10 protein-coding genes are annotated in these 13,920 nt (G+C 61.5%); 5 read left to right on the top strand and 5 right to left on the bottom strand.

The genetic code is table 11. The features are described 5' to 3' along the window. Nucleotide 1: 1 nt before the first annotated feature. Both DFR38_RS04090 and secA read right to left on the bottom strand, forming a co-directional pair. Nucleotides 2-598, bottom strand: a complete 597-nt coding sequence (locus DFR38_RS04090) for a Maf family protein (protein ID WP_059285981.1) — start codon at nucleotides 596-598, stop codon at nucleotides 2-4. A 176-nt stretch (nucleotides 599-774) separates the two neighbouring features. After that, the gene (gene secA, locus DFR38_RS04095; RefSeq protein WP_059285982.1) at nucleotides 775-3,492 is read right to left on the bottom strand and encodes a preprotein translocase subunit SecA; all 2,718 of its coding nucleotides are present in this window, start codon (nucleotides 3,490-3,492) and stop codon (nucleotides 775-777) included. A gap of 488 nt (nucleotides 3,493-3,980) precedes the next feature. Here secA and DFR38_RS04100 point away from each other — a divergent pair, with 488 nt between their 5' ends. The 5 genes from DFR38_RS04100 to DFR38_RS04125 all read left to right on the top strand — a co-directional run bounded on the left by DFR38_RS04100 (nucleotide 3,981) and on the right by DFR38_RS04125 (nucleotide 10,965). Beyond that, nucleotides 3,981-5,720 carry an ABC transporter permease gene (locus DFR38_RS04100; RefSeq protein ID WP_110313037.1) on the top strand — a complete coding sequence of 580 codons (1,740 nt, stop codon included), beginning with the start codon at nucleotides 3,981-3,983 and terminating at the stop codon, nucleotides 5,718-5,720. 13 nt (nucleotides 5,721-5,733) lie between these two features. Further along, complete coding sequence (locus DFR38_RS04105) at nucleotides 5,734-7,050, top strand: ABC transporter ATP-binding protein (RefSeq protein ID WP_059285983.1); 1,317 nt, start codon at nucleotides 5,734-5,736, stop codon at nucleotides 7,048-7,050. A 652-nt stretch (nucleotides 7,051-7,702) separates the two neighbouring features. After that, nucleotides 7,703-8,644: a fimbrial protein gene (locus DFR38_RS04115; RefSeq protein ID WP_146215911.1), complete on the top strand. Its 942-nt coding sequence runs from the start codon at nucleotides 7,703-7,705 to the stop codon at nucleotides 8,642-8,644. A 118-nt stretch (nucleotides 8,645-8,762) separates the two neighbouring features. Then, complete coding sequence (locus DFR38_RS04120) at nucleotides 8,763-9,194, top strand: DUF721 domain-containing protein (protein ID WP_110313039.1); 432 nt, start codon at nucleotides 8,763-8,765, stop codon at nucleotides 9,192-9,194. A 160-nt stretch (nucleotides 9,195-9,354) separates the two neighbouring features. Continuing rightward, nucleotides 9,355-10,965 (top strand): inorganic phosphate transporter, encoded by a 1,611-nt coding sequence (locus DFR38_RS04125; protein ID WP_110313040.1) that lies wholly within the window; start codon nucleotides 9,355-9,357, stop codon nucleotides 10,963-10,965. 97 nt (nucleotides 10,966-11,062) lie between these two features. Here DFR38_RS04125 and DFR38_RS04130 read toward each other — a convergent pair whose 3' ends face one another. Genes DFR38_RS04130 through cysT form a run of 3 tightly spaced genes read right to left on the bottom strand, consistent with a single transcriptional unit; the run spans nucleotide 11,063 to nucleotide 13,911 of the window. Beyond that, entirely contained in the window at nucleotides 11,063-12,145 is a 1,083-nt protein-coding gene (locus DFR38_RS04130; RefSeq protein ID WP_059287491.1) for a sulfate/molybdate ABC transporter ATP-binding protein, read from the bottom strand. A 47-nt stretch (nucleotides 12,146-12,192) separates the two neighbouring features. Continuing rightward, entirely contained in the window at nucleotides 12,193-13,071 is an 879-nt protein-coding gene (gene cysW / locus DFR38_RS04135) for a sulfate ABC transporter permease subunit CysW (RefSeq protein WP_059287492.1), read from the bottom strand. 9 nt (nucleotides 13,072-13,080) lie between these two features. Beyond that, nucleotides 13,081-13,911 carry a sulfate ABC transporter permease subunit CysT gene (gene cysT / locus DFR38_RS04140; RefSeq protein WP_110313098.1) on the bottom strand — a complete coding sequence of 277 codons (831 nt, stop codon included), beginning with the start codon at nucleotides 13,909-13,911 and terminating at the stop codon, nucleotides 13,081-13,083. Nucleotides 13,912-13,920 lie beyond the last annotated feature (9 nt).

Here is a 13,920-nt window from a genome sequence, read left to right on the forward strand (position 1 = left end):
CTTAGGGGAATGAGTGTCCGAACAGGCCCAGCAGTTCGGCAGTTTCAAACACCGGCAGCCCCATCACCCCGGTATAGCTGCCGGCGATATGGTCGATGAACACCGCCGCCAGGCCCTGGATGCCATAGGCTCCGGCCTTGTCAAACGGCTCACCACTGTCGATATAGCGCTGGATATCGGTTTCGCTCAGTACACGGAAATGCACCTCGGTGATGCTGGTACGCAGTTCTACCCGCTCATCCTGACGCACGGCCACACTGGTGACTACCTGATGACTGCGACCGGAAAAGGCCCGCAGCATACGCGCGGCATCGGCAGCATCGGCCGGTTTGCCATAGATTTCGCCATCCAGCACCACGGTGGTATCGGCCGACAGCAAGGGGCGCGACGGCAGGCCGCAGTTTTGCACCACGGCCCAGCCGGCGGCGGCTTTTTCGCGCGCCAGGCGTTCGGTATAGGCCACGGCCGCTTCGCCAGGCAGCACGGCTTCGTCGATGTCGGCGTGGATGCGTTCCAGGTGTACGCCCAGTTGTTCCAGCAACTCGCGCCGGCGTGGGCTGCCGGATGCCAGGTAAATACGGGTATCGCTCGGGGTCATGATGTTGTCGCTGCCAGTGTTATCGATTTATTAGCTGCAAGGGTAGCAGAGCGGCCGGTGGCCGACCATCTGCTGCACTGCAAAAGCGCCCCGCCTCGTAATAGCACCTACGCAAAACGCCCTGCGGCAAGGCAGGGCGTTTGGTCGGTCATGGCAGGGTCAGACGGTAGTCAGACTCAGGCCAGGCGGCCGTGGCACTGCTTGTACTTTTTACCGCTGCCGCAGGGACAAGGGTCGTTGCGGCCCACGCGCAGGCCTTGTTCGGACAGGGCTTCCGGCGACAGCGGATTGTCTTCGCCATCGTCCGCACCCAGCGAGGAACCCGGCTCGGCATGCTGCATCTCGTACTCGCCATGCTGATGCGGTTCGACCGCGTCCACGTCTTCCTGACCGCGAATCTGCACCGTCATCAATACATTCACCACGCTGCGCTTGATGCGTTCCAGCATGTCGGCAAACAGCTCGAATGCCTCGCGCTTGTATTCCTGCTTGGGGTTCTTCTGCGCATAGCCGCGCAGGTGAATGCCCTGACGCAGGTGGTCCATGGCGGCCAGATGTTCGCGCCAGTGGGTGTCCAGCATCTGCAGCACCAGGCTGCGCTCGAACTGGCGCATCACCTGCTCGCCAGCCAGCTCGACCTTGGCCTGATACACCTCGGCGGCCAGGGTGAGGATGCGTTGCTTGATGTCCGGAATATCCAGGGTGGACTCGGCCTTGATCCACTCGGCCACCGGTGCGACCAGCTGGAATTCGGCTTCCAGGGTCTTTTCCAGCCCCACCAGGTCCCACTGCTCTTCCATGGATTCCGGCGGCAGGTGCAGGTCGACCAGGTCGGACAGCACGCCTTCGCGCATATTGACCACCACTTCGCTGACATCCTCGTCCTGCAGGATGTCATTGCGCTGCTGGTAGATCACCTTGCGCTGGTCGTTGGCCACGTCATCGTATTCCAGCAATTGCTTGCGGATGTCGAAGTTGCGGCCTTCCACCTTGCGCTGGGCATTTTCGATGGAGCGCGATACCCAGGGGTGTTCGATGGCTTCGCCGTCCGGCATTTTCAGACGGTCCATGATGGCGGCCACGCGGTCGGAGGCGAAAATGCGCAGCAGCGGATCTTCCAGGCTCAGGTAGAAGCGGGAGGAACCCGGATCGCCCTGACGGCCGGAACGACCGCGCAGCTGGTTGTCGATACGGCGCGATTCGTGGCGTTCGGTACCGATGATGTGCAGGCCGCCGGCGGCCAGCACCGCGTCGTGGCGCAGCTTCCATTCGGCACGGATGGCTTCGATACGGGCATTCTTCTCATCGTCGGACAGGCTGTCATCCTTCTGGATGGCCTTGATTTCCGGTTCCGGATTACCACCCAGCACGATGTCGGTACCACGGCCGGCCATATTGGTGGCGACGGTGATCACGCCGGGGCGGCCGGCCTGCACCACGATGTCGGCTTCACGCGCATGTTCCTTGGCGTTCAGCACATTGTGCGGCAGCTTGGCTTTTTGCAGCAGGTCGGCAATCAGCTCGGAGTTTTCGATGCTGGTGGTGCCCACCAGTACCGGCTGGCCGCGCTCGTGGCAGTCCTTGATGTCGGCCAGGATGGCTTCGTATTTTTCGCGGGCGGAACGATACACCTTGTCCTGCGAGTCGATACGCACCATCGGGCGGTTGGTCGGGATCACCACGGTTTCCAGGCCGTAGATGCTCTGGAATTCGTAAGCCTCGGTATCGGCCGTACCGGTCATGCCGGCCAGCTTGCCGTACAGGCGGAAGTAGTTCTGGAAGGTGATGGAGGCCAGGGTCTGGTTTTCGCGGTTGATCTCCACGCCTTCCTTGGCTTCCACCGCCTGGTGCAGGCCTTCCGACCAGCGGCGGCCGGCCATCAGGCGGCCGGTGAATTCGTCCACGATCACCACTTCGTCATCCTGCACCACATAGTGCTGGTCCAGATGGAAGAGCGAATGGGCGCGCAACGCGGCCATCAGGTGATGCATCAGGGTGATGTTGGTGGCCGAGTACAGGCTGTCGCCTTCCTTCAGCATGCCCAGATTGACCAGGATTTCTTCGCAATGCTCGTGGCCGGCTTCGGACAGCAGCACGCTGTGGGCCTTCTCATCCACCCAGTAGTCGCCCTCGCCCTCTTCGGTTTCCTGGCGCTTGAGCAGCGGCGGCACCGCGTTCATGCGCTGGTACATGTCGATATTGTCTTCGGCCGGGCCGGAGATGATCAGCGGGGTACGTGCTTCGTCGATCAGGATGGAGTCCACTTCGTCGACCACGGCAAAGGCCAGCTTGCGCTGCACCTTCTCGCCGGTGGTGAACACCATGTTGTCACGCAGGTAGTCGAAGCCGAATTCGTTATTGGTGCCGTAGGTGATGTCGCAGGCGTAAGCGGCCTGCTTGTCGTCATGCGCCATCTGCGACAGGTTCACCCCCACGGTCAGGCCGAGGAAGTTGTACAGGCGGCCCATGATGCCGGCGTCGCGGCTGGCCAGGTAGTCGTTGACGGTGATGACATGCACGCCGTTGCCGGTGAGTGCATTGAGGTAGACCGGCAGGGTGCCGACCAGGGTCTTGCCTTCGCCGGTACGCATTTCGGCAATCTTGCCGTTATGCAGCACCATGCCGCCAATCAGCTGCACGTCGAAGTGGCGCATGCCCAGCACGCGGCGCGAAGCTTCGCGGCACACGGCAAAGGCCTCGGGCAGGATACTGTCCAGCGTGGCGCCATCGACGATGCGCTTTTTGAACTCGGCGGTCTTTCCCGCCAAAGCCTCGTCGGACAGCGCTTTCATGCCTTCTTCCAGGGCATTGATGCGCGCCACTTCCTGACGATACTGCTTCAGCAGGCGGTCATTGCGGCTGCCAAATACTTTCTTGAGTAGCGAGGAAATCATGTATTCCAATCCAGAGGCCCGGACGGGCCGACAAAACAAAATAGGCGAAAGTGTAGCACATCCCGTGCACAAGTTTATGGGGGCGAGCTTGCGCTGAATCAAGCCCGCACCGTCAAACTTGTCGCCACGGCGGCGGGCGCGTGGCAGGCTGCCTGTCCTGCCCACGCCCCGCACGCTGCGGGGAGGACGGGGCAGCCAGTGGCTGATTCTGAAAATGCCACTGGCCAATATAAAGGCTGTGAAAAACGCGGCCGAAAGCTATTTTTCAACAGAATTGTGTCGTTACATAATCCATACAAAAAATTGTCAATTTTCATCAAAATTTTATGTTCGCCTTGCTATTATTCTTGCGCGTTTGCAGAGCCAGTTTTATGTTTGCCCACGGCCAGCCAGCCGTGTCCTGACAAAAGATGGTGCTCATCTGATGAAGAAGCGGAACAGGGCCTGCACTGTTCTGCCAGGTTAACCACACCAATCGGAGAGGCCTGATGACTACCGTTATCCGTCCGTTTATTCCTGCCACAGCCAAACGGCTGCTTCCCAACCGCTGGGACCTGATCGCCTTTCCCCTGATCCTGGGTTTTTTACTATTCGCCACCACCGGCATCCAGGGTACCTGGGCGCCGATCAGTGCCTTGCAGACCGAGCCCATTTCGCTGGACGCGGCCAATCTGCCCGAGTATGCACTGCGCACCACGCTGCGCATGCTGGCAGCCATGGTCGCTTCCATCGTATTCACGCTGATCTACGGCACGCTGGCGGCCAAGAGCCGCCGTGCCGGCCAGTTGCTGGTGCCCATCCTGGACATCCTGCAATCGGTGCCGGTGCTCGGTTATATCTCGTTTACCGTGACCTTTTTCCTGGCGCTGTTCCCCGGCCGGGTGCTGGGCGCTGAATTCGCGGCCATTTTTGCGATTTTCACCTCGCAGGCATGGAATATGACTTTCAGCTTTTATCAGTCGCTGCGCACGGTGCCCAACGACCTGAAAGAAGTGTCGCAAAACCTGCGCCTGTCCGGCTGGCAGAAGTTCTGGAAGCTGGAAGTGCCCTTTTCCATGCCGGGCATGATCTGGAACATGATGATGTCCATGTCCGGCGGCTGGTTCTTCGTGGTGGCCTCCGAAGCCATCACCGTGGGCGACAAGACGGTCACCCTGCCCGGCGTGGGTTCCTATCTGGCCATGGCCATCAGCCAAAAGGACCTGACGGCCGTGGGCTGGGTCATCCTCACCATGACGGTGGTCATCGTCATCTACGACCAGTTCCTGTTCCGTCCGCTGGTGGCCTGGGCCGACAAGTTCCGCCTGGAAGACACCATGTCGCAGGCGGCACCGGAATCCTGGGTGCTGAACCTGATCCAGCGCACCCGCATCATCCAGCAGCTGCTGCGCCCCTTTGGCAAGCTGCTGAAAAAGCTGGCGCGCATGCGCTTGAACATTGCCCTGCCGCGTGCCATCCACTCCGAATCCCATTCCAGCGTGTCACGCGGACTGGATATCGCCTGGGGTGGTTTCATGGTGCTGCTGTGCGGCTACGTCAGCTGGAAGCTGTACAGCTTCATCAGCAGTGAAGTTGGGCTGGGCGAAACCATCCGGGTTGTCGGCCTGGGCTTCATCACCCTGGTGCGCGTCACCGTGCTGATTGCGCTGGCCTCCCTCGTCTGGGTGCCGCTGGGCGTGCTGATCGGCCTGCGCCCGCGCCTGGCCGAGACGATCCAGCCGATCGCGCAATTCCTGGCAGCCTTCCCGGCCAACCTGCTGTTCCCGGTGTTTGTGGTGTTCATCGTGCACTTCAAGCTGAACCCGGACATCTGGCTGTCCCCGCTGATCGTGCTGGGCACGCAGTGGTACATCCTGTTCAACGTGGTGGCCGGGGCCAGTGCCTTCCCCAATGACTTCCGCGAGGCGGCCACCAACTTCCACATCAAGGGCTGGCAATGGTGGAAGCAGGTCATGCTGCCGGGCATCTTTCCTTATTACATCACCGGTGCCATCACCGCGTCGGGCGGTGCCTGGAATGCCAGCATCGTGTCGGAAATGGTGTCCTGGGGCGATGACAAACTGGCCGCACACGGTCTGGGTGCCTATATCGCCCAAACCACGGCCGCCGGCGATTTCCCCAAGATTCTGCTGGGCATCTGCGTGATGTCGCTGTTTGTCGTACTGTTCAACCGTTTGCTGTGGCGCCCGCTGTACGCCATTGCCGAAAACAAACTCCGTCTCAACTAAAAGGGGGAAACTCATGCCACAAGAAACCGCAACCCTGAGACAGGAAATCTTCTCCCTCAAGCATGTCGACAAGGGCTATCACAAGGGGGGGGAAGAAGACATCCAGGTACTGGACGACGTCAACCTCACCCTGCACGAAGGTGAAATCGTCGGCCTGCTCGGCCGCTCCGGCTCCGGCAAATCCACCCTGCTGCGCATCATTGCCGGCCTGATCCAGGCCAGCGCCGGCGAGGTCAACTACTGCGGCCAGCCGCTGAACGGCCCGGCCGAAGGCGTGGCCATGGTGTTCCAGACCTTTGCCCTGTTCCCCTGGCTGACCGTGCTGCAAAACGTGGAAGCCGGCCTGGAAGCACTGGGGGTGGAACCCAAGGAACGCCGCCGCCGCGCACTGGCCGCCATCGACCTGATCGGTCTGGACGGCTTTGAAAACGCCTATCCGCGCGAATTGTCCGGTGGCATGCGTCAACGCGTGGGCTTCGCCCGCGGCCTGGTGGTCAACCCCACCCTGCTGCTGATGGACGAACCGTTCTCCGCGCTGGACGTGCTGACTGCCGAAACCCTGCGTACCGACCTGCTCGACCTGTGGAACCAGAAGCAGCTGCCGATCAAGTCCATCCTGATCGTCACCCACAACATCGAGGAAGCGGTGTTCATGTGCGACCGCATCATGGTGCTGTCGTCCAATCCGGGCCGCGTGGTGGCCGAGATCAAGGTGCCGTTTGCCCATCCGCGCAACCGCCTGGATCCGGCCTTCCGCAAGATGGTGGATGACATCTACGCCCTGATGACCCAGCGCCGCAGCGCCGACACCCTGCACAAGGTACAACTGGAAATCGGCAGCCCGCTGACCGAAGTGTCCACCAACCTGATGGCCGGTCTGATGGAAGCGCTGGCCGCCGCGCCGTACAACGGCCGCGCCGACCTGCCGGAAATCGGCAGCAAGCTGCTGCTGGAGGTGGATGACCTGTTCCCGGTGACCGAAACCCTGGAGCACCTGGGCTTTGTCGAACTGCGCGACGGTGACATCGAGCTGACCGCTGCCGGCAAACTGTTTGCCGACTACGGCACGCAGGAGCGCAAGGTATTGTTTGCCGAGCACCTGCTGCGCCATATCCCGCTGGCGGCACGTATCCGCCGCGTGTTGCAGGAACGCCCGGGCCAGCGCGCACCACGCCTGCGCTTCGAACAGGAACTGGAAGACTCGCTCAGCGACAGCGCCGCCGAGGAAACACTGGATACGGTGATCAGCTGGGGGCGTTACGCGGAAATCTTCTCCTACAACGACCACACCGAAACCTTCAGTATGGAAGACGTGGAAGGCGGGCAGTAAGCACCACGCTCCATACCGGCACGATGGTGCCGAATCAACACGGGCCGCACCTTGCAAAGGGTGCGGCCCGTGTTTTTAGGAATTTTCCTGTCTAAATTCAGCCTTATTTGCCGGTTGACAATTTTATAATCCGAATTCACCAAGGCTGTTTCACCCTCCCCCGCCCTCACTGCCACCCTGACTGCTCGCCAGCATCATGTCCGGGCAAGGCCACGCTATCGCGCAGGGATAGCACCTGGCGCGGCGCGCATCAGCTGCTGTTGGCACGGCAGGCAAAAGCCAGACAGCCACAGCAGCTTGCCCAAGCTGAGTAGGCCAGACGCTCAGGCCATGCAGGGCCAGTGTCGCGACAGGGCAATACCTGCCTGCATATGCCAGGTGACGATCCGGAAATCGCTCTCTAAAAATAGGTAAGAGCTGGCTGCTGTGTCTGACTGCGCGGGGATGATGCCGCATCGCCTTAGCGGGGAAACCATGCTCTGGATGATGACCGCCTCGGACAAGACCGATATCTTACTGAAAGCATGACTCAAGCATGAAAAAGCCCCTTATACAATTTATTCACTTTTGCCTGGGCCTGCTCATTTTACTGCTAAGCCATGTTGCGCTGGCCGGTTGCAATAATTATGGCTGGACCGCCAGCCAACTGCCGATGACCACCATTCCAAGCACACTGGCGCTGACGGCAGCGCAAAGCGCCGCACCGAATAACACCCCGATCAGTGATTGGTATAGCCTGAGTAGCCAGAACCTGGTTTATTGCCCAACAGGCGGTAATTTCATCCCCGTATTCACCACCCTGTCACACAGCCAGGTCACCAATTTGACCTCGGGCACTTATAACGAAGGGGGGTTGAGCTTTACGGTTTACAACACAACGGTTCCCGGCATTGGCTACATTATCAAGACCAGCGGCAATGCTGCAGGAACGTCAATCAGCCCCACCGCGCTAAGCGGCTACAACGCCCAAACGCTTGCATCGGGTTATGTCACCGCGAATGTCACCATCAACCTCACGGTCAGTGTCCGCTTCATCAAAACCGCCAGTCTCACCGCAGCCAGCTATACCCTGCCCAAGACCACACTGGTTTTTTTCTCGATTGTAACGCCCACCAACACCGCCGTTGGCTATGTCTATATGAATGGCAGTTCGGTGACCGTGCCCATTGCCACCTGCACGGTCAGCACGCAAAGCATTCCGGTATCCTTGCCCAGTATCAATACCGCGGTATTACCCTCGCTCAATGCCACGGCGGGCAGCACGCCGTTTAATGTCACCCTGAATTGTCCGGCCAGCAGAAACGTCTACATGACCCTGACCGACAACAGCAATCCCGGCCGCACGACTTCCATCATCGGCCTGGCCGGCAGTGGCAGCACGGCCAGCGGTATCGGCATCCAGGTTTTGCGCAACGGCAATCCGGTCCTGCTGGGGCCAGACTCCAGTGCAGCGGGCAATACCAATCAGTTTTTAATTGGCACCAACCTGCTTGGCAATGTCACCATTCCGTTCACTGCCCGATACATCCGTACTGGCGCGGTGCAAGGTGGCACGGTGAAGGCGGTGGCAACATTCACCCTGTCCTACCAGTAGCCCGGACAGCGCGGGCGCCACCTGATGTGGCTGGCCGCCCGACCAGAACAAGGCAACAGCACTGTCACGCATGCCCCCTTGGGCTACAATGGCCCCCTGCCCTTACCGCCAATACCCCATGTCAGAACGTCAATTTCAGGATATCGCCCGCGGCGACAGCACGCTGCGCCAGCTGACGCGCGAAGCCAATGCGCTGATGGCGCTGGACCAGGCATTTCGCAGCCAGCTGCCGCCGCAGCTGGCCGAGGCCTGCCGCGCGGTGCGCATTCGCGATGGCGAGCTGGTGGTGTTTGCCCATAACGGCATCGTGGCCGCCCGGCTGCGCATGATGGGCAACAGCCTGCTGGCCCCGCTGGAGTCGCGCGGCTACAGCGCCAGCAAGATCCGCATCAAGGTGGACATTCATCTGAACCCGCCACCGCCAGCGCCCAAGCGCATCGGCATCAGCCAGCAGGCGCTGGAAGAAATCGAGGCCGGCGCACAACAGGTGAGCAACCCGCTGGTGAGCGCGGCGCTGGCACGGCTGATCGCCCACCACCGCCAGCGCTGAGCACTGCGGCCAGGACGCCACAGTCTGGCGGGGCCGCAGCGCCGCCGGAGCGGGCTTGCATGTTAAATTTTGTTTCAAATCAATCAACAAGGGCTTACTGTCACCACCTTGCAATCTGTCTGGCGTATTAATGCTTCTTGAATATTTTCAAGGAGCTTTCATGGACCAGTCTTCCGAGGTGGCGCTCAGCCGCAGCACCGCCGCAACGGCAGTGCACCGCCCCACCAGCAGCAGCACCGTTTTATTGTTTGTGGCCTTGCTGATCGGTGGCCTGCTGTTTGCCGGACTCAACCTGTTTCACGATGTCAATGACACCATGTCCCGCCATGGCAGCTGGATTGCCATCCTGCTGCTGATCCTGGCCCTGCTGATCGCCCTGGGTTTCGAATTCGTCAATGGCTTCCATGACACGGCCAATGCCGTGGCCACGGTGATTTACACCCATTCGCTGCCACCGCATGTGGCCGTGGTGTGGTCCGGCCTGTTCAATTTCCTCGGGGTACTCACCTCCAGCGGCGCGGTGGCCTTTGGCATCATCTCGCTGCTGCCGGTGGAGCTGATCCTGCAAGTGGGCTCCAGCGCCGGCTTCGCCATGGTGTTTGCCCTGCTGATTTCCGCCATCCTGTGGAATCTGGGTACCTGGTGGCTGGGCCTGCCGGCCTCCTCCTCGCATACGCTGATCGGCTCCATCATCGGCGTCGGCATTGCCAATGCGCTGATGCATGGTCGCGACGGCACCAGCGGTGTGGACTGGGCCCAGGTGAGCAAGGTGGGCTATTCGCTGCTGCTGTCGCCGCTGGTGGGCTTTTTCTGCGCCGCCCTGCTGCTGGTGCTGCTCAAGCGGGTGGTCAAGCAAGCCCAGCTGTTTGATGCCCCCAAGAACAAAGAAGCACCGCCGTGGTGGATTCGCAGCCTGCTGGTACTCACCTGTTCCGGGGTATCGTTTGCCCACGGTTCCAACGATGGCCAGAAGGGCATGGGCCTGATCATGCTGATCCTGGTCGGCACCGTACCGCTGTCCTATGGCCTGAACCGCGCCTTGCCGGCCAGCGAAATGGGCAAGTTCGCACTGGTGGCGCAGGCCACCCAGCAGTCGCTGCAACAGGCGGTGCCGGCAGCGGCGCCGGAGCAGCCGCGCGCCGTGCTGACCCATTATATCCGCGGCCAGCACTGGCAGCCGGATGTGGTGCCGGCGCTGGCAGCAGTGACCGGCCAGATCGGCCAGCAGATCGCAGCCTATGGCAGCCTGGCGTCGGTACCGGAGGCGTCGGTGGGCAATGTGCGCAATGACATGTATCTGGCCTCCGAATCCATCCGCCTGCTGCAGCAAAGCAAGGAGGCACATCTGGATCAGGCCACGCTGGCCAATCTGAAAACCTTCAAGGGCGAGCTGGATGCCTCGACCAAATTCATTCCGACCTGGGTGAAAGTGACGGTAGCCATCGCGCTGGGGCTGGGCACCATGGTGGGCTGGCGCCGCATCGTGGTGACCGTGGGCGAGAAAATCGGCAAAACCCATCTGACCTATGCCCAGGGCGCATCGGCCGAACTGGTGGCCATGGCCACCATTGGCGCGGCCGATGCCTTCGGCCTGCCGGTGTCCACCACCCATGTGCTGTCGTCCGGCGTGGCCGGCACCATGGCGGCCAACCGTTCCGGCCTGCAAATCGACACCATCCGCAATCTGCTGATGGCCTGGGTGCTGACCCTGCCGGTGGCCATTGCGCTGTCGGCCAGCCTGTACTGGGTATTCAGCAAGCTGTTTGTCTGAAGCTGAGCCGCAAGCCCTGCCGCCCAGCGCATGCTGAGCGGCAGCCAAACAGCAAAGCCGCCCACGGGCGGCTTTGTCATGCGCAGCGCGGACGGAATCAGATCACGTAATCCTGCTGTCCGGCATCCTCTTGCAGAAAGACGGCCAGCTTGCGCGGGGTGACGTAGACGGTGTCGCCCGGCACGATGCCCAGTGCGCGGAAGCGCTCCTTGCTGACCGCTGCCTCGATGGTCTGGCCATCCGCCTGTTGCAGCTCCACCCGCACCACCGGCCCGACGGCATGGATATGCTCGACCCGGCCCTGTGCCAAAGCACCAGCGGCTTGCAGGGTGAGGTCCAGATCGTGCGGGCGCACATAGGCCACGGCGGCATCGCCGTCAGCATCCTGATGCTGGCCCAGCGCCTGTTCATAACTGCCGATGGTCAGCTGACCGGCATCCACCCGGCCGTGGAACAGGTTCACATCGCCCAGGAACTGGGTGACAAAGGGGGTGGCCGGATGTTCGTAGATATCATCCGGGCGGCCCACTTGTTCGATATGGCCGTGATCCATCACCACCACGCGGTCGGACACTTCCAGCGCCTCTTCCTGATCGTGGGTCACAAACACGCTGGTGATATGCATGTCGTTGTGCAGTTCGCGCAGCCAGCGGCGCAAGTCCTTGCGCACCTTGGCATCCAGCGCGCCAAAGGGTTCATCCAGCAGCAGCACCTTGGGCTCCACCGCCAGCGAACGCGCCAGGGCGATACGCTGGCGCTGGCCGCCGGACAACTGGCCGGGATAGGCATCGGCCAGCCAGTCCAGTTGCACCATTTTCAGCAGCTTCATCACCCGCTCGCGGATTTCCTCTTGCGAGGGGCGTTCGCGGCGCGGTTTCACCGACAGGCCAAAGGCCACGTTGTCGAATACCGTCATGTGACGGAACAGCGCGTAATGCTGGAACACAAAGCCCACCTGACGCTCGGCCACATGGGTGTGGGTGGCGTCGGCACCACCAAACAGCACCTGGCCGGCATCCGGCTTTTCCAGCCCGGCAATGATGCGCAGCAAGGTGGTCTTGCCGCAGCCGGATGGCCCCAGCAAGGCCAGCAACTCGCCGGCAGCGATATCAAGGCTGACATTGTCCAGCGCGGTGAACTGGCCAAACTGTTTGCGGATATTGCGGATTTCAATGCTCATCGTGGTTCTCCGGCCGCCGCCCCTGGCAGCGGTTCACATCATTCGGTTCAGGGTTGTGCTGCCTGGGCTTGCAGGCGGGCTGCGGCAGTGCGCAGGGTGGAAGCCTGTTGCTGGCGGTGCAGCCGCCATTCCACCAGCGATTTCACCAGCAGGGTCACCAGCGCCAGCAAGGCCAGCAGCGAGGCGCAGGCAAAGGCGCCAACAAAGTTGTATTCGTTGTACAGAATTTCCACATGCAGCGGGATGGTGTTGGTTTCGCCCCGGATATGGCCGGACACCACGCTGACCGCGCCAAATTCGCCCATGGCGCGGGCATTGGTGAGAATCACCCCGTACAGCAGGCCCCATTTGATATTGGGCAGGGTCACCTTGCGGAAGGTCTGCCAGCCGCTGGCGCCCAGCACGATGGCGGCCTGTTCCTCGTCCGCACCTTGCGACTGCATCAGCGGGATCAGCTCACGCGCGACAAAGGGGAAGGTGACGAATACCGTGGCCAGCACAATGCCCGGCACGGCAAAGATCACCTGCAGGCCGTGGTCTTGCAGCCAGCCCCCCACCACGGTATTGGCCCCGAACAGCAGGATGAACATCAGCCCGGCCACCACCGGCGACACCGCGAACGGCAGGTCGATCAGCGTGGTCAGCAGGCTTTTGCCACGAAAATCAAAGCGCGCAATCGCCCAGGCTGCCGCCACGCCAAACACCAGATTCAGCGGCACGGCAATGCCAGCGGCAATCAGTGTCAGCCGGATGGCGGACAGTGCCTCCGGCTCCACCAGCGCGGCCAGGTAGAGCTGCCAGCCCTTGTGCAGCGCCTCCCAGAACACCCCGATCAAGGGCAGCAGCAGGAACAGGAACAAAAACACCAGGGCCACGGCAGTCAGGGCATAGCGTACCGGGCGGCTTTCAGTGGTCAGAGTGGCCATGTTTACCCCTTAGCGCGCACCGTGGCGGCGTGCGGCCCACCACTGGATCAGGTTGATCAACAACAGGAAGACAAAGGAAATGCCCAGCATCACCAGCGCCACCGCGGTGGCGCCTTGCTGGTCGAACTGGTCCAGCTTGGAGACGATGATCAGCGGCGCGATTTCCGACACCATGGGGATGTTGCCGGCAATGAAGATGACCGAGCCATATTCGCCGGTGGCACGAGCAAAGGCCATGGTGCCGCCGGTAATCAGCGAGGGCAGCGTGGCCGGGAAAATCACCCGGCGGAAAATGTCCCAGCGGCTGGCCCCCAGGCAGGTGGCGGCCTCTTCCAGCTCCTTTTCCAGGTCTTCCAGCACCGGCTGCACCGTGCGCACCACAAAGGGCAGGCCGATAAAGGTGAGCGCCACGATGATGCCCAGCGGGGTAAACGACACCTTGATGCCCAGCGGCGCCAGATACTGGCCGATCCAGCCATTGGGCGCATACAGCGTGGTCAGCGCGATGCCGGCCACCGCGGTGGGCAGGGCAAACGGCAGGTCGACCAGCGCATCCACCAGCCGCTTGCCGGGGAAGGGGTAGCGCACCAACACCCAGGCCACCAGAAAGCCGAATACCAGATTGATGAGGGCGGACAGGCCGGCCGTGAAGAACGACAGCCGGATGGCGGCGATCACCCGCGGGCTGCCTACCGCAGCGGCAAAACCGTCCCAGCCCATGCCGACGGTGGAATACACCAGGGCAGCAAAGGGCAGCAGCACGATCAGCGCCAGCCAGAACAGGGTAATGCCAAAGCTGAGCCGGAAACCGGGCAGCACGCTATGGCGCAGATTGAGGATATTGCTCAC

It is taken from the genome of Aquitalea magnusonii, assembly GCF_003202035.1.
GTDB classification, from domain to species: domain Bacteria; phylum Pseudomonadota; class Gammaproteobacteria; order Burkholderiales; family Chromobacteriaceae; genus Aquitalea; species Aquitalea magnusonii.

What these genes read in the sequence shown, in the direction of transcription:
- DFR38_RS04090 (WP_059285981.1), bottom strand. Translation starts at nt 598, where the DNA reads ATGACCCCGAGCGATACCCGTATTTACCTGGCATCCGGCAGCCCACGC.
- secA (WP_059285982.1), bottom strand. Translation starts at nt 3,492, where the DNA reads ATGATTTCCTCGCTACTCAAGAAAGTATTTGGCAGCCGCAATGACCGC.
- DFR38_RS04100 (WP_110313037.1), top strand. Translation starts at nt 3,981, where the DNA reads ATGACTACCGTTATCCGTCCGTTTATTCCTGCCACAGCCAAACGGCTG.
- DFR38_RS04105 (WP_059285983.1), top strand. Translation starts at nt 5,734, where the DNA reads ATGCCACAAGAAACCGCAACCCTGAGACAGGAAATCTTCTCCCTCAAG.
- DFR38_RS04115 (WP_146215911.1), top strand. Translation starts at nt 7,703, where the DNA reads ATGACCACCATTCCAAGCACACTGGCGCTGACGGCAGCGCAAAGCGCC.
- DFR38_RS04120 (WP_110313039.1), top strand. Translation starts at nt 8,763, where the DNA reads ATGTCAGAACGTCAATTTCAGGATATCGCCCGCGGCGACAGCACGCTG.
- DFR38_RS04125 (WP_110313040.1), top strand. Translation starts at nt 9,355, where the DNA reads ATGGACCAGTCTTCCGAGGTGGCGCTCAGCCGCAGCACCGCCGCAACG.
- DFR38_RS04130 (WP_059287491.1), bottom strand. Translation starts at nt 12,145, where the DNA reads ATGAGCATTGAAATCCGCAATATCCGCAAACAGTTTGGCCAGTTCACC.
- cysW (WP_059287492.1), bottom strand. Translation starts at nt 13,071, where the DNA reads ATGGCCACTCTGACCACTGAAAGCCGCCCGGTACGCTATGCCCTGACT.